Origin of the sequence: Providencia sp. (assembly GCF_003533305.1) — a bacterium.
Classification (GTDB): Bacteria; Pseudomonadota; Gammaproteobacteria; order Enterobacterales; family Enterobacteriaceae; genus Providencia.
The window spans coordinates 204,354-224,050 of sequence record NZ_DOEH01000018.1 but is presented as its reverse complement, the minus strand read 5'-3'; the positions used below and the strand labels follow the sequence as shown (position 1 = coordinate 224,050).

Annotated in this window: 19 protein-coding genes; 7 read left to right on the top strand and 12 right to left on the bottom strand. The window is 40.1% G+C overall.

The window, feature by feature from the left end; all coding sequences use genetic code 11:
• Nucleotides 1-202: 202 nt before the first annotated feature.
• Nucleotides 203-814, top strand: a complete 612-nt coding sequence (yihA, locus tag DD649_RS11645) for a ribosome biogenesis GTP-binding protein YihA/YsxC (protein ID WP_294107178.1) — start codon at nucleotides 203-205, stop codon at nucleotides 812-814.
• A 621-nt stretch (nucleotides 815-1,435) separates the two neighbouring features.
• Here yihA and polA read toward each other — a convergent pair.
• The 4 genes from polA to DD649_RS11625 all read right to left on the bottom strand — a co-directional run bounded on the left by polA (nucleotide 1,436) and on the right by DD649_RS11625 (nucleotide 6,566).
• Nucleotides 1,436-4,234, bottom strand: a complete 2,799-nt coding sequence (polA, locus tag DD649_RS11640; protein ID WP_294107177.1) for a DNA polymerase I — start codon at nucleotides 4,232-4,234, stop codon at nucleotides 1,436-1,438.
• A 404-nt stretch (nucleotides 4,235-4,638) separates the two neighbouring features.
• Nucleotides 4,639-5,262 (bottom strand): thiol:disulfide interchange protein DsbA, encoded by a 624-nt coding sequence (gene dsbA, locus DD649_RS11635; RefSeq protein ID WP_294107176.1) that lies wholly within the window; start codon nucleotides 5,260-5,262, stop codon nucleotides 4,639-4,641.
• A gap of 32 nt (nucleotides 5,263-5,294) precedes the next feature.
• The gene (locus DD649_RS11630) at nucleotides 5,295-6,293 is read right to left on the bottom strand and encodes a serine/threonine protein kinase (RefSeq protein ID WP_294107175.1); all 999 of its coding nucleotides are present in this window, start codon (nucleotides 6,291-6,293) and stop codon (nucleotides 5,295-5,297) included.
• A gap of 3 nt (nucleotides 6,294-6,296) precedes the next feature.
• Nucleotides 6,297-6,566 (bottom strand): YihD family protein, encoded by a 270-nt coding sequence (locus DD649_RS11625; RefSeq protein WP_294107174.1) that lies wholly within the window; start codon nucleotides 6,564-6,566, stop codon nucleotides 6,297-6,299.
• 215 nt (nucleotides 6,567-6,781) lie between these two features.
• On the opposite strand from DD649_RS11625, the gene mobA reads away from it, so the two are divergent.
• Together mobA and mobB are read left to right on the top strand one after the other, a co-directional pair.
• Nucleotides 6,782-7,375, top strand: coding sequence for a molybdenum cofactor guanylyltransferase MobA (gene mobA, locus DD649_RS11620; RefSeq protein ID WP_336430766.1), 594 nt, complete (start codon nucleotides 6,782-6,784; stop codon nucleotides 7,373-7,375).
• Nucleotides 7,372-7,896 carry a molybdopterin-guanine dinucleotide biosynthesis protein MobB gene (mobB, locus tag DD649_RS11615; RefSeq protein ID WP_294107172.1) on the top strand — a complete coding sequence of 175 codons (525 nt, stop codon included), beginning with the start codon at nucleotides 7,372-7,374 and terminating at the stop codon, nucleotides 7,894-7,896. The genes mobA and mobB overlap by 4 nt, the downstream gene beginning before the upstream one ends.
• A gap of 56 nt (nucleotides 7,897-7,952) precedes the next feature.
• Here the strand turns inward: mobB and DD649_RS11610 are convergent, their stop codons facing one another.
• Genes DD649_RS11610 through DD649_RS11585 form a run of 6 tightly spaced genes read right to left on the bottom strand, consistent with a single transcriptional unit; the run spans nucleotide 7,953 to nucleotide 13,782 of the window.
• The gene (locus DD649_RS11610; protein ID WP_294107171.1) at nucleotides 7,953-8,963 is read right to left on the bottom strand and encodes a substrate-binding domain-containing protein; all 1,011 of its coding nucleotides are present in this window, start codon (nucleotides 8,961-8,963) and stop codon (nucleotides 7,953-7,955) included.
• 15 nt (nucleotides 8,964-8,978) lie between these two features.
• Nucleotides 8,979-9,755, bottom strand: a complete 777-nt coding sequence (locus DD649_RS11605) for an MBL fold metallo-hydrolase (protein WP_294107170.1) — start codon at nucleotides 9,753-9,755, stop codon at nucleotides 8,979-8,981.
• Complete coding sequence (gene ugpC, locus DD649_RS11600; protein WP_294107169.1) at nucleotides 9,745-10,818, bottom strand: sn-glycerol-3-phosphate ABC transporter ATP-binding protein UgpC; 1,074 nt, start codon at nucleotides 10,816-10,818, stop codon at nucleotides 9,745-9,747. The genes DD649_RS11605 and ugpC overlap by 11 nt, the downstream gene beginning before the upstream one ends.
• 12 nt (nucleotides 10,819-10,830) lie before the next feature.
• Nucleotides 10,831-11,643 (bottom strand): carbohydrate ABC transporter permease, encoded by an 813-nt coding sequence (locus DD649_RS11595; protein ID WP_294107168.1) that lies wholly within the window; start codon nucleotides 11,641-11,643, stop codon nucleotides 10,831-10,833.
• Nucleotides 11,644-11,645: 2 nt separating this feature from the next.
• Nucleotides 11,646-12,509, bottom strand: a complete 864-nt coding sequence (locus DD649_RS11590) for a sugar ABC transporter permease (RefSeq protein ID WP_294107167.1) — start codon at nucleotides 12,507-12,509, stop codon at nucleotides 11,646-11,648.
• A 52-nt stretch (nucleotides 12,510-12,561) separates the two neighbouring features.
• A complete protein-coding gene (locus DD649_RS11585; RefSeq protein WP_294107166.1) occupies nucleotides 12,562-13,782 on the bottom strand; it encodes an ABC transporter substrate-binding protein in 1,221 nt (406 codons plus the stop codon).
• A gap of 301 nt (nucleotides 13,783-14,083) precedes the next feature.
• On the opposite strand from DD649_RS11585, the gene DD649_RS11580 reads away from it, so the two are divergent.
• Together DD649_RS11580 and DD649_RS11575 are read left to right on the top strand one after the other, a co-directional pair.
• A complete protein-coding gene (locus DD649_RS11580) occupies nucleotides 14,084-14,782 on the top strand; it encodes a YafY family protein (RefSeq protein WP_336430759.1) in 699 nt (232 codons plus the stop codon).
• Nucleotides 14,783-14,844: 62 nt separating this feature from the next.
• A complete protein-coding gene (locus tag DD649_RS11575; protein ID WP_294107164.1) occupies nucleotides 14,845-15,444 on the top strand; it encodes a glutathione S-transferase family protein in 600 nt (199 codons plus the stop codon).
• A gap of 110 nt (nucleotides 15,445-15,554) precedes the next feature.
• Here DD649_RS11575 and gorA read toward each other — a convergent pair whose 3' ends face one another.
• Both gorA and DD649_RS11565 read right to left on the bottom strand, forming a co-directional pair.
• Nucleotides 15,555-16,907, bottom strand: coding sequence for a glutathione-disulfide reductase (gene gorA, locus DD649_RS11570; protein ID WP_294107163.1), 1,353 nt, complete (start codon nucleotides 16,905-16,907; stop codon nucleotides 15,555-15,557).
• A gap of 134 nt (nucleotides 16,908-17,041) precedes the next feature.
• On the bottom strand, nucleotides 17,042-17,884 hold the full coding sequence (locus DD649_RS11565) for a 23S rRNA (adenine(2030)-N(6))-methyltransferase RlmJ (RefSeq protein WP_294107162.1): 843 nt from the start codon (nucleotides 17,882-17,884) through the stop codon (nucleotides 17,042-17,044).
• 232 nt (nucleotides 17,885-18,116) lie between these two features.
• On the opposite strand from DD649_RS11565, the gene DD649_RS11560 reads away from it, so the two are divergent.
• Complete coding sequence (locus DD649_RS11560) at nucleotides 18,117-18,521, top strand: DUF1090 domain-containing protein (protein WP_294107161.1); 405 nt, start codon at nucleotides 18,117-18,119, stop codon at nucleotides 18,519-18,521.
• 175 nt (nucleotides 18,522-18,696) lie between these two features.
• The gene (gene yhjD, locus DD649_RS11555; protein WP_294107160.1) at nucleotides 18,697-19,689 is read left to right on the top strand and encodes an inner membrane protein YhjD; all 993 of its coding nucleotides are present in this window, start codon (nucleotides 18,697-18,699) and stop codon (nucleotides 19,687-19,689) included.
• The last annotated feature ends 8 nt before the right edge of the window (nucleotides 19,690-19,697 follow it).

The following is a 19,697-nucleotide window of genomic DNA, read 5'->3' as shown; positions in this document are numbered from 1 at the left end:
CCCCTAAATAATTCGGACTGTAGGTAGGCGGCGAATGAAGATATATCGAGGAGCATACAATAGTATGTGACTCGAATAGCTGAATGATGCCAACACCCCTACAGTTCGAAGTATGACGGGGGAGACAGTTCGAAGTATGACGAAGAGATAGTTTGCGCTATAATCCTCCAGCCTTTTGAGGCTAACTCAGGGAGAATGACACATGGTCATTAAAAACCATAACTACCACATGGCAAAATTTGTCATCAGCGCACCCGATATTCGCCATCTTCCGAAAGATACGGGTATTGAAGTTGCCTTTGCAGGCCGCTCAAATGCGGGAAAATCGAGCGCTTTAAATGCGCTAACACAACAAAAAGGCTTGGCTCGTACCAGTAAAACGCCAGGAAGAACTCAGCTAATCAACCTTTTTGAGGTTGAGGAAGGTATTCGCCTTGTTGACCTTCCAGGCTATGGCTATGCCGAAGTTCCTGAAGAAATGAAACGCAAATGGCAGCATGCACTGGGTGAATATCTTCAAAAAAGAGAGTGTATTAAAGGATTAGTTGTATTGATGGATATCCGTCATCCACTTAAAGACCTTGATATGCAAATGATTCAATGGTCTGTCACGATGGAAGTGCCTGTTTTAGTATTATTAACTAAAGCGGATAAACTGGCTTCTGGCGCAAGAAAAAAACAATTGATCGATGTTCGTCAAGCATTAGCGCCATTAGGTGGCGATATTGAAATCGAATATTTTTCTGCGTTGAAAAAAATTGGTATCGATAAACTTCGTATCAAACTTGATAGCTGGTATAGCACCCCCGTTTAATACTGACACCTACCTTGTGCGTCAATTTGGCGTGCAACGGTCAAATTAGCGAACCTACTGAATTTTAGATAAAAAAATGCTCCAGTCAAAAACTTTGACTGGAGCAGCTAATATTCAGCTAAATCCGATTACGTGAAGTAAAAGGTCTGAAAGATAGAACATCTTACCTCTGTACCCTACGTCAATTACTCTACTTTATTTTCAGCTCGAAAAAAAGCCTTTTTGTAATTTTTTTTCAATGCTGATTACGATTCAGCAAGAATTTAAACGAAAAAATATCAAAAAAATGTATTTTTATTACATATTTATGAGATTCACGTCGCATAAATATGTAATGTGACATTTTGATATTCATTGGAAAATCAAGTGTTTTATCTAAGCATTAAGAAGAATAAGAAAGGAAAATACAGTGGAGAAAAAATAATTACATTCACTGGGATGGAAATTAGAAATTGAATAATAGTAAACATAACTTCCATTTACTCTAAATAATTCGAGTTGTATCAAGGCGACAAACAAGGACAACTCGGGGAGCATACACAAGTATGTGACCCGAGTAGCCGCGCCGCTACAGCTCGAAATATGACGAGTAAATATCGAAGTATAACGAGCAAATAAAAACTAGTGAGCTTCGTCCCAATTATCGCCGACACCCACATCCACTCTTAACGGGACATCAAGCGTCATACTTGCTTCCATTAATGCCTTCACCTTCGCTTGTACTTGCTCAAGTTCAGATTCTTTCACCTCAAATACCAATTCATCGTGAACTTGCATTAGCATATCTACATCAGGTTTCTCTGTTTGCAACCAGGTATCAACCGCAATCATCGCTTTTTTGATGATATCCGCAGCAGTCCCTTGCATCGGAGCATTAATCGCTTCGCGCTCTGCGGCCTTACGGCGCATACCGTTACTTGATTTAATATCTGCCAAATAGAGTCTACGACCTTCAAGTGTTTCAACGTAGCCTTGCTCTGAAGCCTGCAAGCGGGTGTTTTCCATATAACGCAATACACCCGGGTAACGTTCAAAGTAGAGATCCATATAGCGCTGCGCTTCACCACGAGCAATACCGAGTTGGCGAGCAAGGCCAAAAGCACTCATGCCGTAAATCAGGCCAAAGTTAATCGCTTTTGCACTACGACGTTGGTCACTGGTAACCTCGTCAAGAGGAACACCAAATACCTCAGCAGCAGTCGCCTTATGGATATCTTTACCCTCTGCAAATGCCGTTAACAACCCTTTATCTTGAGATAAATGCGCCATAATCCGTAATTCGATTTGCGAATAGTCCGCCGCCATCACTTTATAACCTTTACGAGCTATAAATGCTTGGCGAATACGACGACCTTCTTCGGTTCTAACGGGGATATTTTGCAAGTTAGGATCACGAGAAGATAAACGTCCCGTGGCCGTTACCGCTTGATGATAAGAAGTGTGAACACGCTGCGTTCTTGGGTTTATCATCAATGGCAGCTTATCTGTATACGTTGATTTCAGCTTCGCTAAGCTGCGATGCTCAAGTAACAATTTAGGTAATGCATGGTTGACCGCTAACTCTTCAAGTACCTCTTCATTAGTTGAAGCGGCACCGCTTGGCGTTTTTTTAACTACTGGTAATTGCAGCTTTTCAAACAAAATAACTTGTAGTTGCTTTGGTGATGCAAGGTTGAACTCTTCCCCAGCTAATTCGAATGCCTCTTTTTCTAATTCCGCTAAACGTGCGGTGATCACCTTCGATTGTGCCGCTAATACGTTAGCATCAATCAAAACACCTTTACGTTCCATTCTGACTAATACAGGCACAAGCGGCATTTCGATATTGTGAAATATATGAGAAAGCTTCGGCTCTGCTTCTAATTGAGGATACAGCGCTTGATGCAAAAGTAATGTCACATCAGCATCTTCCGCCGCATAATTTGCCGCTTCCTCTAATGCAATCTGATTAAATGTCAGTTGTTTTTTACCTTTACCGGCTATTTCTTCAAAACTCACCGTTTTGTGATTAAGATGACGATCTGCAAGGCTGTCCATATCATGACGTCCCATGCCAGCCACACTATTAAGCACATAAGATTCCAACATGGTATCAAAAGCTATTCCTTTGAGCTCAATACCATAGTTTTCCAACACTTCAGCGTCATATTTTAGATTCTGGCCCACTTTAAGAATAGTTTCACTCTCAAGAAGTGGCTTCATTGCCGCAAGCACATCTTCAAGTGGCAATTGCACTGGTGCATCAAGATAGTCATGACTTAACGGTAAATAGGCTGCATGTCCCACTTCAATTGCAAAAGACATCCCCACAAGGCGCGCCTCTTGGGTATCAAGGCTGTCAGTTTCGGTATCAAAAGCAAATAATGACGCGGAACTTAATTTTTCAATCCAACGGTCAAAATCGGCTTTTTCAAGAATAGTTTGATAATTTTCTGCACTGAGCGTTGGCATAACCGGCGTCGGCGTTGTGGTAGTTTTAATATCAGCCGGACTGCGAGCAGGCGGTTTCCCTCCTCCCCCTTTGCCATCCATCCAAGTGCCATTTTCTACATCTACTAACCAGCGTTTGAATTCATAGCGACCAAATAATTGGTGAAGTTTGTCTACATCAGGCGGGGTGACTTGTAATTCTTCACAACATTTATCCAGCTCAACATCTGTTTTGATAGTTGCCAATTGGTAAGATAAAAAAGCTAATTCACGATTTTCAGCCATTTTTGGCGCTAACGTCTTCGATCCTCTGAAACCCAAAGGCGCAATAGCATCAAGATCGTTATAAATAGATTCTAAATTGCCGATCCCTTGAAGGAGTGCGAGCGCTGTTTTCTCACCCACACCGGGAACGCCAGGAATGTTATCTGATGAATCCCCCATTAGCGCAAGGAAATCAATAATTAGCTCTGGTGGTACACCATATTTCTCTTTGACCTCATCAGGCCCTAGGATGGTGTTATTCATCGTATTGATAAGCGTGATGTTAGGCTCTACTAACTGCGCCATATCTTTATCGCCTGTACTTATCAGAACAGACATACCTTTTCGACTAGCTTCACGCGCTAAAGTACCGATCACATCATCCGCTTCAACCCCAGAAACAACTAATAGCGGCAATCCCATCGCTTCCACCATTTCATGAAGTGGTGCGATTTGCTCACGTAAATCATCGGGCATTGGAGGACGGTGTGATTTATAACTTTCAAACAACTCATCACGAAATGTTTTTCCCTTCGCATCAAAGACAACCGCAACATGGCTTGGTTTATATTGCATGATTAGGCTACGAAGCATATTGAGCACGCCATACATTGCGCCGGTAGGCTCGCCAGCACTATTTGTTAGTGGTGGAAATGCATGATAAGCACGGTATAGGTAAGAGGAGCCATCTACCAAAATAAGGGGATTTTCTGCAATCTGAGCCATAGTCTGTCATCATCTTTTTATCGGGAACGAATGACAATAGGATGCCACAATGTGGCTTCAGATACACTCAGAGAGTCAAAAAGAAACGCGAATTAGCGAATAAAAGTAAACTATCGAAACGACTAGTTGCCCCATTAATCACTCTGCGTCACCTTTTCAGATGTGTATTAATCTGTGGATAAGTATGTGGGTAAATTTATGTTATTGATTAAATTCAACAACTAAAGAGTTTACAACAAGTTAAACAAGAAAATAAAATCAATGACTTAGATAAAGATTAATTGATTTAGCGCATATAAATGGGATCAGCGTTATTGTGGATATTGATATTGAATAGCAGAATAATGAAACGATGGCGGTATAAGCACCGCCATCTAAATTTAACTTACCACACTATTTTTGCACTATTTTTTATTCACTAAGAAGTTCACAACGCTTGAAAACTCTTTGCCATAATTAGCCGCGTCATCTACAGCAATACCGTTATTACGAACTTGGTATTTGCCATCAACAAAAATTGCAGGCACGCCGCGCAATTTTAAATCTTGTGCTGCATTTTGTTGCTTAGCAACAACAGATTTAACCACAAAGCTATTGAGTGCTGCGTCATACTCTTCACCAGAAATACCCGCTTTAATAAATGCATTACGAATATCCGCAGGACTGTTGATTGATTGTGTTTTTTGAATACCTTCAAACAGAATTGGAGTCACTTTATCTTCAGCTTTTAAAACAATAGCGACTGCCCATGCTTGAGTCAGCTCTGCACCTAGAGGACCTAGAAAATCAACGTGATAACGTTCCATTTTCACGCCTTCAGGTAAATTTTTTGCAACAGTTTGTGGCACTTTATAAACGCTTTCAAACTGGTAGCAATGTGGGCAATAGAAAGAGAAAAACTCAAGAACTTGAGGTAAATTTTGCACTGATGCTTTTACATCTGTGTATTCTTTACCTTCCGTGTAATTTGCAGCAGATACACCAAAAGACATGGCAATACCAATCAAAGCCAACATAATTTTTTTCATATACTACGCTCTCCAAAAATAAAACTTTTTAATTAAAATTGAGGGGTCAACTGCAAAGGGGCTTCCTGCAATCGCGCAATTTGCTGAACAAATTCGTTTGATTGCTTTTGCCAAAAATCATCAGCTTGTAGCCATGAAAACGCTCTTGGAAAGGCAGGATCTTGCCAACGACGAATGATCCATCCGAGATAATGCACCATGCGCATGGCTCTTAGCGGTTCAATAAGCTTTAGTTCTTTGACATCAAAATCACAAAACTCATTATAAGTTTCTAATAACGTATCTAACTGCATAATTTGATCTTGGCGTGAGCCATTTAACAACATCCATAAGTCCTGAACTGCTGGACCATTACGTGCATCATCAAAATCCACCAGCCAAGCTTCATCACGCCATAAAATATTACCCGGATGACAATCACCCTGTAAGCGCATAAATGAATGCGAGTTTGGCCATTGCAGTTTTACTTGTGCAATCAGCGCATCTAGCGATTCGATAAATTTATCCTTCCAGCGAGCTGTAATCAGCGGGCTAGCAACAATAATATCCCGAGGTTGGGAAAGATATTCATCAACACCCATGGTAGGTCGAAATGCAAAGTTTCTTTTTTTACCGATTTGATGAACTCGGCCTAACAGATGCCCAACACTTTCTAACTGATATAAATTATCCGTTTCATATTGGCGTCCTCCGATACTCGGAAAAACAGCAAACATAAATCCACCAAATTCTAAAACGGTTTGTCCTGCAAATTCGAGAGGCGCCGCAACCGATAAATCCTCATCCCGTAATTCAAGCGTAAAATCATGTTCCTCTTGAATTTGAGAACGATTCCAACGTTCTGGGCGATAAAATTTCACCACAAATCGTTGTCGATTTTCGTCCTGAAACTGGTAAACCCTATTTTCATAGCTATTGAGTTCTGTTAGCCCTGACTCTGGGTAAATCCCGACTTCCATTAGCGCATCTAAGATCAAGTCTGGCGATATTCCACGAAAATGGAAATTTGAGTGCTCTACTGTCTCTTTCATGACTTAATCTTTAATAATGCCGCGAGCTCGTAACAGCGCAGTTTTAAAATCATCTTCATAATCTTTTTTCAGACCAGGGATCGCTTCGTTGCTATCTGTTCCACGCATTTTTAGATGATAAATTAATACATCATCGGTAAGATCAGATAAATCGCCTTTAAAACCTGCTTCATCCGCAAGTTTCTGCAATAATTCAACTAAGTTAAGATCCGAATTATCTTTCCAAACGGGTTGCAGAAGCTCAATCACTTCATTTAAGCGATGGCATTTCATGTTTATTCCTTTATCACGAATATTGGGTACAAGTTATCAATAATCATACAAGAGAAAAAGCGAACTGTTGTCAATCTAAGTAAAGTTTAGCTTTAATTCATGTGAATATTCATTGATTTTATAGGAAAATAGAATAAATTTTAGCAATTACTATAACTAAAAATGTTTTCTCGTATGTTGAAACATTTTATTGAAGATATTCAAGGATATTGAATATGTCATTTAGTGAGTCAATAACTGGCGTCATACTCGCTGGTGGGCGAGGCACCCGTATGGGGGGACAAGATAAAGGTCTAATTCCTTTACTTGGTAAGCCTTTGTATCAACACATAATTAATCGATTAGAATCACAAGTTGAACAAATAATTATTAATGCAAACCGTAATCAAGAATGCTATCGCCAAAGTCAGTTAACGGTTTTTTCAGATATTAATAATGATTTTTCAGGTCCTTTAGCAGGTATGCAAGCGGCGCTACATCAAGCGAAAACAGACTGGTTACTGTTTGTTCCTTGCGACGTGCCCGATTTTCCGACTGATTTAGCTGCCAAAATGTTTGCTGAAAAAGAAGATAATTTAGCTTGTTATGCATGCGATAATGAACGCGAGCATCCTACATTTGCGTTACTTCACCGCTCGTTACAAAAACAACTGGATAGCTATCTCGCTAGAGGCGATCGTAAATTAATGCTGTTTATGCAAGAGGTGGAGGCTAAAAAGATCCTATTTTCTTCTGAAACCGGATCGTTTGCTAATTTAAATACACCGGAAGATAGCCGTCATTGGGAGTTACAACAAAAACAATTATGAACCAGAACACACTACCTCTTCTCGGTATTACGGCCTATAGTGGCACCGGTAAAACCACCTTATTAAAGCAAATTATTCCGTTATTGAAACAACGTCATGTTCGTGTCGGTTTAATCAAACACACTCATCACGATATGGAAGTGGATAAACCGGGTAAAGATAGTTACGAATTACGCAAAGCGGGCGCAAATCAGACCTTGGTTGCCAGTCAACAGCGCTGGGCACTAATGACTGAAACCCCTGATAACAATGAAATGGATCTACGTTATTTAGCCAATCGATTTGATCCAGATTCATTAGATCTTATTTTAGTCGAAGGATTCAAACACGAAACGATCGATAAAATTGCCTTATTCCGCTCTGAGGTAGGCAAGCCACTCAATGGGTTGATTGACCAATATGTTGTTGCCGTCGCCAGTAATGAAATTATTGACACTCATGTACCTCAATTAGATATCAACAATCCAGAGCAAATCGCGGATTACATTGTTTCTTGGTGGCAAAAAAGCCAAAAATCCTAAGTTTTTTACATTGTCTATCAATCGCTTATAATCAGTTTCATTAAATAAGCGATTGATTAGCTTTTACGTATTTTTAATTGTGGCATTAATTTAATTATATTTGGTACAGGCTCAGTACGACACCATATTATCTCTAACAAGTTAAGAACTTGCTCGGCGATGTCAATTACAGGTTGGGCAATAGTCGTTAGCTGATAACCTTGCCATGCCGCCATCGGAATATCATCACACCCAACGACTCTCAGTTTTTGTGGGACGTATAAATTGTCAATTTGACGACAATAATCCATTAAACCCATGGCTAAAGAATCTGACGCACAAAATACACCGTCTAGCTCGCGTAGCTGCGTACTTTGCTGTTGAGCAATATCAAACCCCGCCTGATAGCCATAGCGACCGGCTTCTAAACGGAGTGGTGTTGCAACTCCCGCATCCAATAATTGCCGTTTAAATCCAGTAAAACGCTCATTTGAAGCTTGCCCATCAATTCGCCCAGCAATAAAACCGAATTTTGTTAACCCTAACGAAAGTAGGTAATCAGCCGCTATTTTTCCTGCACTTATATTATCTGTTTGTATGGATGGGATAATTCCCTGCGCATCCGTTCGCCCTAATGTCACTAAAGGTAGGGATAATTTTAAACACTGCTTAAAATGTTCTACTGGTAATGAACCAACAACCGCGACCACAGCATCCACTTGATAGCCAGATAACTGCAAAATAGCACTATCTAAGTCTTCAGCTTGCTTCACATTGAGCAACATCGGCTGTTTGCCCCGACTTTGCAATGCCGTTGATAACGCTTCAAATAAATATGATTCATAAGGATTAGATAAATCGCTAATCAAAATAGCAACAAGGTTTGAACGTTGTTTTTGTGTTGGTGTACTTAGCGTTCTCGCAAAGAGATTTGGTTGATAACCCAATTGTTTCGCTGCATCTAAAATTTTTTGCTGTTTTTGTGGATTAATACTCGCGCCTTCCGTAAACGCGCGAGAAACCGCAGAGCGCGATACACCTGCATAAACAGCAACATCGGATGAAGTTACCTTTTTACTTGAAATCATAACCTTACCATTCGCCTAAATTGACTTGATTTTTAAAGATCGAATTGGTGCTATTAACTGCTCGCCGCGTTCAGCAAGTTGGATAAAATCATAGGGCCTAATAAGCTGACTCAACTCTTGACGATAGTTAGGATCTATATGATATAACCGCCACTGACAGTCCGACTTTGATAACTGATTTTTTTGGAGTAAATGTTGAATACTATGCCAAGAACCATGACTATAGTGAGATTCCAATGTTTCACACTCAATAAAAACCCAATCACTTTGCAAAGCAAGTTGCTCACCTTCAGATGAAATTTGTCCATCTCCCGAATAAAATAGACGATCCCCAGATTGAGAAATTAAATGTAAACTGAGATTTCTCACCGAATGCTGAGTCATTGCTGTCATGGCCTGCCATGGACCAATTTTCTGTAATTGCTCACTATCTTGTCGAATAATATCAAAGCCTAATCTTGCCTGTGGCCAATGTGAAAATGCAATTAATGGTTCAAGAATTACCCATTGCGCTTGTTGAGCAATAATAATGAGTGGACGCTTACGGCGATAAGAATCCATCCAATTCAGTAATGAAGTCAGTCCTAAACAATGATCGGGGTGGCAATGTGTTATATAGATAACGTCCAAATCATCAACCTGAATTTGGCTAAATAGCTGACTCGGCACTGTAGGACCGCAATCTACCAATAACTGATAACCATTTTCTTGTACCAAAATACTGGCATTAGTCCTTTGGCTATCATAAGCATCCCCATTACCGATCACCGTTAATTGAAAATTAGGCAACATACGCTTTTCCTGATAATGCTTCTCCTGATAATGAAAGTTCAATACGCGCATCTTGCTCATCAAAAAAATGCATAACAGAGTGCGCTAAATTAATGGGTAAACCCTCTCCAACACGATAATTTTCATGACTTTCAACCACAAATTTTTTACCTTGTAGCTTACCGTAATATAAACGAGCATGACCTAGAGGCTCCACTACTGAGATAGGCATAACAACATCAGGACAATGACTGTCAACCATAACTTGATTTGGTCGTATCCCAATTGTCTGTGTTTGTAGAGGTAATAAAATTTGAGGGCTAAGCGTCAAAATATCGTGCTGGGACATAAAATTCATCACCGGAGAACCAATAAACGAGGCAACAAATTTATTCGCAGGTTGGTGATATAATGCTTCAGGAGAGCCAATTTGCTCAATTCGGCCTTGATTGAGTACCACAATACGATCCGCTAACGTCATTGCTTCGACTTGATCATGAGTCACATAAATCATAGTGGCATTTAGATTCTGATGAAGTTCTTTTAAATAAATTCGCATTTCTCCCCGTAACTTAGCATCAAGGTTAGAGAGTGGCTCATCAAATAAAAATAATTCAGGATCGCGCACCAATGCACGGCCAATGGCAACACGTTGACGTTGCCCACCCGATAACTCAGAAGGTAAGCGACCAAGTAGCGATGTTAGCTGCAAACTTTCCGCAGTTTGCTTCACTTTTATGGCAATATCGCCTTTACTGACACCCGCCATTTTAAGTGGGAATGCCATATTCTTTTCAATATTCATATGCGGATATAACGCATAAGATTGGAATACCATCGCAACTTGGCGTAATGAGGGGTGAACCCCATTTAAACTGCGCCCATTCAGGCGAATATCACCTTGAGAAATCGATTCTAATCCGGCAATCATTCTTAATAATGAAGACTTTCCACAGCCCGATGGTCCGACAAAAACCACAAATTCACCCTCATCTATACTCAAATCAACTTGGTAAATAACCGTTTGTGCGCCATAGCATTTGCCCACATTAACAAGTTCTAATTTTTGTTTGTTCTTTTGCATGATAAATACCTATTATTTCAATCCCATTGAAAAACCACGTAATAAATAGCGTTGCAAGTAACCCGCTAATATCAACATAGGCAATGAAGAGATAATCCCGATAGCCATTAACTCTCCCCATGCAGTGCCGTCTTCCGTCATAAAGTTAGAGATAAAAAGTGGGATAGTGAATTTGTCCGGAGTATGAAGAAATAACAAAGAGAATAGGAATTCATTCCAACCTAAAATCATTGAAAAAATGGCGGTAGCAACTAATCCAGGCGCACAAAGTGGAAATACAATATAGGCCAACCGATTCAATAAATGAGCGCCATCCATTGCACCAGCTTCTTCAATTTCGAGTGGAATATCACGAACAAAACCCAGCAACATCCAAATACAAAAAGGCAATGTATACACCTGATAAGCAAGAATTAAACCGATTCGAGTATTTAGTAAACCCACGTCATTCATAAAAGAATATAACGGAATAGCAATCACAATCGGCGGCATCATTTTAACTATCAAAACAGCGAGCAAAAATACGCTATCCAATTTTGCTGGGAAACGATAACGCACCAGCCCATAAGCTGAAAAAAAAGCCAAAATAACGGAAACAACAGTGGCACCAATAGAAATCAATAAGGTATTTCCAACCAAAATTAGTACGTTGCCATCTAATAACCGTTCAAACGATGAAAAACTTAACTGTTGTGGCAATAAGTTTGCCCCTGAACCCAGTATTTCTGTCGGTGATTTAAAGGCAGTACCGAACATCCAAATAATCGGTAGCATCACTAAAAAAACGGCAAACCAAACAGTTATTGTGTGAATTTTCACTTTCATGATTAACGTCCCTTCATCACATTTTTGGCATAAATTAGCGTCATTAATAATGAAATTGCCAACATCACCAAAGCCGCAGCACTTGCCATGCCTAAATCGAAAAAGCGAAAACCGTATTTATAAACAAACATTGAGAGAGTCTCAGTCGAATTTCCCGGCCCGCCTCCTGTCATCACATACACTTTGTCGAATAATTTAAAGGTGTCTATCGATCTTAATAAAAGCGCTAACATCAATTGTTTTTTGATCAGTGGCAACGTGATATAAAAAAAGGCTTTTCCCCCTTTTGCACCATCCACCATCGCCGCTTCTCCAATATCCTTAGGAATAGATTGCAATCCCGCTAAAATGATCAAAAAGGCCATAGGAGTCCATTGCCAGGTATCTACCAATGCAATGGCATATAAGGCTAAGTCTGGATTAAACAGCCATTCTTGAGCAGGCAAACCGACGGAAACTAACAAACTATTTAAAAATCCAAAATCATAGTTATACCAAGAACGCCAAATCGACGAACACACAAGGGTCGAGAGCATCATGGGATAGATAACGATAGGTAATGCGAATTTGCGCCCTAAAAACTGACGATTAAAAAGTAGTGCTAACCACAATCCCAACAATACTTGAGCAATTGAGGCAACTAACGTAAATACAAACGTATTTTTTATCGCGGCTAAAAAGAAGAAATCATCAAAGAGTTCATTGAAGTTATCGAGCCCAATAAAATGGTAGCTATCATTAATGTAATCTATCTGCCCAAAGGCGTTGTAAATCACAGAAATTACTGGATATAGCGTTAATAAACCCAGAATGGTCAATGCCGGTAACAATAATAAAAACAAATGTTTGCGGTTTTCAAATAACATACAGAGCCATCCATAAAGGCGCCACAATGTAGCGCCATTTACTCAAAAACAACTATTTCTTAGTTGCACGTTCAATCCGTTTTTGTGCTTGTTGCAAAGCTTGTTCCGGTGTCATTTGCCCCATCATCGCCATCTGCAAGAAATCCCCCAAAATACTTTCAACCTCTGCCCAATTTTGGATACGAGGGCGTGCCTTACCCATACGAAGCGCTTCCGCTTGCTGTGGATACCAACGATATTGGCTTACAACTTGTGGGTCGGCATAAACACTGTTGCGTGTTGGTGGAATACCAAAATTAAGTGCCAAAGCCTTTTGCATTTGAGCGCTACTTGCGAAGGATAAAAATTGCTCGGCTTGAAGTTTATTTTTCGCATCCGCAGGAATAGCCAGCTGCCAAATCCCTAACATTGGCGATGACTTACCCACTTCAGCTGGGGGCGCCATCATTTCCATTTTGCCGACCACTTTTGATATTTTAGGATTATCAAGATCAGGCACCCAAGCTGGCCATACTTCAATGGCCATCGCTGCGGTCCCTTTTTGCAAAGAATCACGGACTTCATCTGCGTTATAAACATCGACGCCTTTTGGCGCATACTGTTTCATTGCAATAAATGTTTCTAAGGCTTGTTTGGCTTGAGGGGTATTTAAAGTAGGTTTGCCATGTTGATCTACAACCTCACCGCCATAGCCCCATAAAATAGGTAGAAAACCAGTAACAATCGGATTTCCTTTGACGCCACGATAAACAACGCCATTAGTATTTCCACTTGAATTAATCGTTTTGGCTGCGTTCAGTACATCAGACCAACTCTGGGGCTGCTTCAGCTTATACTGTTCGAATAAATCTTTATTCCAAGCGAACATGGCGACGTTACCTACCATTGGCACCGCATAAGCCGCACCTTTCACATCTGGATAACGGCCAATATCGAACGTAGTTTGAATAAAATCTTGGCTATCGAAATTTTTATTCAATGGCGTTAACCATTTATTGGCAAGAAATTCAGGCGCCCAAGTATCATCCATCAAGATAACATCATAGCTTCCTGTTTTTTCTCTCATTGAAAGCACAACGCTTTCATATAAGCCTTTGCTTGGACGTTTGACTAAAGTGACATTGGCTTCAGGATTAGCCTTTTTATATTCATCAACGACAAACTGCATGGCATCACCGTAACTGCTGTCACGTCCCGCAATCACTAACTCTGAGGCGCTTGCGCCAAATGTTGATGCTATCAAGGCAGATACCAATAATGTGCGTTTAACCATTTTCTTCCCCTAACCTCTATTGTATTTTTGCAATATTTTTCTTGTGATTGTTTTAAATGCGACTTTTATGAAATAGCCTGCACGCGCGTTCAAACCTAGCAATCGCAGGCTACTTTTAAAATATGACAATGGCATGACGGAGATATGAAGGTTTTATAGGAATAACTATTAATGTCTCTATTGCTATCAAAGTATGAATTGCTAACATGCTCAATAATTAGAAATTTAATAATCATAGTGGAAATTGCGGCTATTATTCCTTAACCTGATTTAGCTCATTCTATTTTAAGTAGAGACTTTAATGACTCGTACCCAACGCTTACTGACTTTATTACAAATTTTAAAAGAAAATCGTTATCCCATCACCGCGGAAGCGCTCGCATCGCAATTCCAAATTAGTGTGCGATCGATTTATCGAGATATTGAGTCTTTAAGAGACCAAGGCGCTGAAATTACGGGTGAAGCGGGAATAGGCTATCAATTAAAAGCAGGTTTATTGCTTCCACCGTTAATGTTTGATGAAAATGAGCTTGAAGCATTAGTTCTGGGTTTACGTTGGGTTAAAAGTAATGCTGATGACGAACTTAAAAAATCTGCTTTGCGTGCAATTGATAAAATAAATTCTATAGTGGTAAATAAATCACAAAAAATCCTAAGTCAAAATACCTTATTTGCTCCAACGACCCACTTTTCTAGCGTTGATAATGTTATCGCTAAAGATTTGCGTCTTAGCTTACGTAAAGAACTAAAAGCAAAAATCACCTATCTGGATGTGAAAACGGAACAAAGTGAGCGTATTATTTGGCCCATTGCAATTGGTTATATGAAAGATACCCAAGTACTAGCGGCTTGGTGTGAATTACGCCAAAGTTATCGACATTTTCGACTTGATAGAATCCAATCTTACGCAACTTTGGCCGATAAACTTCCTTATCCTAAAGGCTATTTATTAGCACAATGGCAAAAAGAAATTCTCTGTATCACTCCTGACAGTTTCTGACATCCCTCTCCCTTATAGTAAGCACTCAACTTCATCTATGGAAATCATCTAAGGGAATCATCATGAGCGAACTCGTTCTTTTCACAAATTCAATGTCACGTGGTAACACAGTCGAACTTTTATTAAAAATATTAGCCGTGCCTTACAAACGCATCGAATTAGCTTATGGCGAAGAGATGCATACAGCGGAATATCTTGCCATTAATCCGATGGCAAAAGTACCTGCCCTAGTGGATGGCGATGCTATCGTGACAGAAACTGCGGCCATTTGTATGTATCTTGCAGATAAATTCGTTGAAAAAGGATTTGCACCCGCATTGAATGACCCAAGACGTGCTGCTTATTACCGTTGGTTCCTATTCACTGCAGGGCCGATAGAGTCAGCTTTCACTGTCAAAAACTTAGGTATTGAGTTGAATGAAGAACAACAAAAATCATCAGGATTTGGTTCTTTTGAGCGTTCATTTGCTTGTTTAGAAACATGCTTGGTCAACGCGAAGCCGTTTATTTGCGGTGAAACGATGACCGCAGTCGATGTCTATGTTGGCGCTTTCGTGATGTTCCTAACCCGTTATAACATCGTTGAAGCTACACCCGCGATGAAGGCTTACCTTAAGAGCTTATCCGTGAATCCTGAAATAGCGGCGTTACTAGATAAGTAAAATACCTTAGCTTTCGCATCCTAAATGTGTTTATACGTTTAGGATACTAAAAAGGCTAGATCATCAATGACCTAGCCTTTATCTTTGAAACTAAGATTTGTCACTCACACTTAGCGCATTGTAACAAACTCTTCCGCACCTGTTGGGTGGATAGCCACAGTATCATCAAAATCCTTTTTCGTTGCACCCATTTTCAGAGCAACCGCAAAACCTTGTAAGATTTCATCCATACCAAAACCAATACCGTGGATACCAACGATTTTTTCGTCTTCCCCAACACAAATTAGTTTCATTCGGCAAGGTTGGCGATGAGAAGTCACCGCAGTATACATGGCCGTAAATGATGATTTATAAGATTTGACTTTATCAGTACCGTATTTTTCAATCGCTTCAGGTTCAGTTAATCCCACAGTGCCAATAGGTGGATGAGAGAAAACCACTGTTGGAATATTACTGTAATCTAAATGCTCATCAGGTTTATTATTAAACAAACGTTCAGATAGTCGACGTCCAGCAGCAACTGCAACAGGCGTTAGCTCAACTGCACCCGTATTGTCACCAACCGCATAAACACCTGCAACATTGGTATTTTGATACTTATCGACCTTAATGTAGCCTTTCGCATTCAGCTCAACACCTGCGGCTTCAATATTCAGATTATCCGTCATTGGCTCACGACCAATAGCCCAAATCAATACATCAACCGTTTGCTCTTGGCCATTTTCCAATTTTAAGGTTAACGAACCATCTGCATTCTTCACCACTTCTTTTGGTACTGATTCAGTGTGAAGTTTTGGCCCTTCTGTATTCATCACTTCAACCAGTGTTTCAACAATCAACGGGTCGAATGAACGCAGCGGTGCATGTTTACGTACAAATAAATGCGCTTCACTGCCTAAACCATTTAGTACACCCGCGAGTTCAACGGCGATATAGCCCGCACCGACCACAGCAACACGTTTTGGTAAATCTTCTAGTTCAAAGAAACCATCTGATGTGATGCCATATTCTGCACCAGGGATTGTCGGCACAACGGGGCGGCCACCTGTGGCAATCAAAATATGATCAGCAGTATAAGTTTCACCATTAACTTCAACGGTATGTGCATCGACAAAACGAGCGAAACCACTGATCACGTCGACTTTATTGTTTCCAAGCACACGGTCATAAGACTGGTGAATACGATCAATATAAGCTGTACGGCTTTCAATCAGTGTCTTCCAATCAAATCGGTTAATGGTTGTATCGAAACCATAGTCAGGACCATAAGCGCGAATCGCTTCTGAAATTTGAGCTGCATGCCACATGACTTTTTTAGGTACACAGCCTACGTTAACACAGGTTCCACCTAATGCTTTCGCCTCGATTAGGGCACACTTTTGACCATACATAGCTGCACGGTTCATAGAAGCAATACCGCCACTACCACCACCAATTGCAATATAATCGTAATGTTTGCTCATAACTTGGTTATTCCCATTTTTAGAATGATTAATTGGTTAATCTTCTCTTATTATGCTATTTGTTGTCGCGATAAAAATAGCCATTTAAGATAGGTATTGCCTGTTAATACAATAGCCTTGACCTATCGAGTTAGTTATTCAGGTACTATCCAATCAACCAAAGTATGCCCTATTCCTTCTGGCACTAAGGTTTTATGCAACCACGGCAACACATTTTTCATCTGCTGCTCAAGCTTCCACGGTGGATTAATGACAATCATACCTGATGCCGTCATACCTCGTTGATCACTATCAGGACGCACAGCCAGTTCAATTTGTAGAATTCTACGAATACCCGTCGCTTCTAATTGATTAATCATACGCTTAATTTGTTGACGTAATACAACAGGATACCAAATTGCATAGGTACCGGTTGCAAAGCGTTTATAGCCTTCAACTACCCCTTTAACGACAGCCTCATAATCAGATTTCATTTCATAAGGCGGATCCATCAACATAAAGCCACGGCGGCTATATGGCGGTAATTTAGATTTTAATTGCTGATAACCATCACCACGAGAAACAGTAGCACGATCATCGCGTGAAAACTCGGCACGCAATAACGGATAATCACTTGAATGTAACTCCGTCAGTATCAATTGATCTTCTTCACGTAGTAGGTGTTTCGCCAGTAATGGGGAACCCGGATAATAACGCAGCTTTCCATTCTCATTTAAATGACGAACAATTCTCATATAAGGCAGCAATTCCTCGGGTAGATCTGGTTGCGCCCAAATACGTGCAATTCCTTGTAGATACTCACCTGTTTTTTCTGCATGTTCACTAGTTAACTGATAACGACCCGCCCCTGCGTGCGTATCCAAATACAGAAATGGTTTTTCTTTCTCTTTCAGAGATTCGATGATCAAGCTTTGTACTGTGTGTTTTAGTACATCTGCATGGTTGCCTGCGTGAAAGCTATGACGATAACTTAACATGTAACGTTTATTTCCTGAGGAAATTCAACAGTAGCGCTAGAAACTAACCACTATTAAATGGATTCTTTAAAGATAGTCTTTGAGTGAAAAATAGACCGGATTAATACTTTAGCGTCATTATAGCTAAATTTAGGTAGTATTGTCATCGATAGGATAATTACAAAATTCACATGATCTAAATACGATAAAACGCTATCCTAAATACAAATTTCAAGATAACCCGAGGTGAATAATGAAAAAACTTATCATCATGAGTGCCGCTTCAATTTTTTGTTTAGCCAGTACATCTACATTCGCAGCCCAGCCACAAAATGGCTGTGACATTAAAAAGCAAAAAATCGAACAGCAATTAGAATATGCAAAAACTCACGGTAATCACAATCGCGTGAATGGGTTAGAGCGAGCTCTTGATAACGTGAATAGCTATTGTACACCTGAATCCCTGTACCGTGATAGCCAAAAAGACGTGGCAGAAAAAACAGAAAAAGTAAAAGAGCGTGAAGCTGAATTGCTTGAAGAAAAACAAAAAGGGGATGACCGTAAAAAAATTGCAAAACGTGAAGCTAAACTCACTGAAGCTCAAGACGAACTGAAAGAAGCACAAGCTGAACTTAAAGCACATAAAGATGCACTTTAGCCTTGAATAGCAACTATTTTTTCTGATTAATTAATGAGTTATTATCACCTTAAATATGCCTATTTTTCATCTGAATATAGGCATTAAGGTAAAGTTATGGCTAATTTTAGGCTATAGTTAGATTATCGTTAGGTAACAGTTAGTAAATTTTAATCGACAGTAAAAAGGGGAATGAATGTCGAATATGCAGGATGAACAACAAAAAGACACCAACAAACTGAAAAAAACGCTCAATAAAAGTATTGATGGCAGTAAAAAAGCGCTGACTTTCTCTATGCGGGTTGTTAATTTTGTCTGTGCTATCCCCTTCATTGCACATCTGATCCGTACCGCACAACGTTTTACTGATCGTATGGGTAATCAGTTTGGTGCCGCCATTACTTATTTCTCCTTTCTTTCGCTCATTCCCGTTTTAATGTTTTCCTTTGCAGCCGCAGGTTTCGTTTTAGCTAGCAATCCTGAATTACTTGAAAAACTCATTCGAGGTATTTCTGCCAATATTACTGATCCAACCCTTGCTAATACTTTAGAAAGAACGATTGATACCGCAATCCGCCAACGAACAACTGTTGGATTAACCGGTTTAGTATTAGCGGTTTACTCTGGGGTAAATTGGGTAAATAACTTACGTTTGGCTATTTTGGCGCAGTCACGCCCCGTTTGGGAACGTAATGAAGATGAACAAGAAAACTTTATTTTCCGCTATATTCGTGATTTCTTTGCATTAATCGGCCTACTCATCGCCTTAGTTGTAACAATCACATTGACCTCCGTTGCAGGCTCCGCACAAGCAACCATTGTCAATATCATTGGGTTAGGCGGTATCGAATGGCTGAAACCTGTTTGGACATTAATCGGCTTAACAATTTCTATTGCTGCTAATTTTCTATTGTTCCTATGGATTTTTTGGATACTACCACGCATGCAGCATCGCCGTAATTCATTACTCAAAGGCACCTTGCTCGCCGCTATTGGCTTTGAAATTATCAAATCAGTTATGACGTGGATTTTACCGAGTTTAGCATCGTCGCCTTCTGGCGCGGCTTTCGGTTCTGTCATTGGTTTAATGGCGTTCTTCTACTTCTTTGCAAGACTGACACTATTTTGCGCCGCCTGGATAGCCACTGACGAGTCTAAAGATTCACAAGACGACATTCTCACGCCATAATTTTAATT

What these genes read in the sequence shown, in the direction of transcription:
- yihA (WP_294107178.1), top strand. Translation starts at nt 203, where the DNA reads ATGGTCATTAAAAACCATAACTACCACATGGCAAAATTTGTCATCAGC.
- polA (WP_294107177.1), bottom strand. Translation starts at nt 4,234, where the DNA reads ATGGCTCAGATTGCAGAAAATCCCCTTATTTTGGTAGATGGCTCCTCT.
- dsbA (WP_294107176.1), bottom strand. Translation starts at nt 5,262, where the DNA reads ATGAAAAAAATTATGTTGGCTTTGATTGGTATTGCCATGTCTTTTGGT.
- DD649_RS11630 (WP_294107175.1), bottom strand. Translation starts at nt 6,293, where the DNA reads ATGAAAGAGACAGTAGAGCACTCAAATTTCCATTTTCGTGGAATATCG.
- DD649_RS11625 (WP_294107174.1), bottom strand. Translation starts at nt 6,566, where the DNA reads ATGAAATGCCATCGCTTAAATGAAGTGATTGAGCTTCTGCAACCCGTT.
- mobA (WP_336430766.1), top strand. Translation starts at nt 6,782, where the DNA reads ATGTCATTTAGTGAGTCAATAACTGGCGTCATACTCGCTGGTGGGCGA.
- mobB (WP_294107172.1), top strand. Translation starts at nt 7,372, where the DNA reads ATGAACCAGAACACACTACCTCTTCTCGGTATTACGGCCTATAGTGGC.
- DD649_RS11610 (WP_294107171.1), bottom strand. Translation starts at nt 8,963, where the DNA reads ATGATTTCAAGTAAAAAGGTAACTTCATCCGATGTTGCTGTTTATGCA.
- DD649_RS11605 (WP_294107170.1), bottom strand. Translation starts at nt 9,755, where the DNA reads ATGTTGCCTAATTTTCAATTAACGGTGATCGGTAATGGGGATGCTTAT.
- ugpC (WP_294107169.1), bottom strand. Translation starts at nt 10,818, where the DNA reads ATGCAAAAGAACAAACAAAAATTAGAACTTGTTAATGTGGGCAAATGC.
- DD649_RS11595 (WP_294107168.1), bottom strand. Translation starts at nt 11,643, where the DNA reads ATGAAAGTGAAAATTCACACAATAACTGTTTGGTTTGCCGTTTTTTTA.
- DD649_RS11590 (WP_294107167.1), bottom strand. Translation starts at nt 12,509, where the DNA reads ATGTTATTTGAAAACCGCAAACATTTGTTTTTATTATTGTTACCGGCA.
- DD649_RS11585 (WP_294107166.1), bottom strand. Translation starts at nt 13,782, where the DNA reads ATGGTTAAACGCACATTATTGGTATCTGCCTTGATAGCATCAACATTT.
- DD649_RS11580 (WP_336430759.1), top strand. Translation starts at nt 14,084, where the DNA reads ATGACTCGTACCCAACGCTTACTGACTTTATTACAAATTTTAAAAGAA.
- DD649_RS11575 (WP_294107164.1), top strand. Translation starts at nt 14,845, where the DNA reads ATGAGCGAACTCGTTCTTTTCACAAATTCAATGTCACGTGGTAACACA.
- gorA (WP_294107163.1), bottom strand. Translation starts at nt 16,907, where the DNA reads ATGAGCAAACATTACGATTATATTGCAATTGGTGGTGGTAGTGGCGGT.
- DD649_RS11565 (WP_294107162.1), bottom strand. Translation starts at nt 17,884, where the DNA reads ATGTTAAGTTATCGTCATAGCTTTCACGCAGGCAACCATGCAGATGTA.
- DD649_RS11560 (WP_294107161.1), top strand. Translation starts at nt 18,117, where the DNA reads ATGAAAAAACTTATCATCATGAGTGCCGCTTCAATTTTTTGTTTAGCC.
- yhjD (WP_294107160.1), top strand. Translation starts at nt 18,697, where the DNA reads ATGTCGAATATGCAGGATGAACAACAAAAAGACACCAACAAACTGAAA.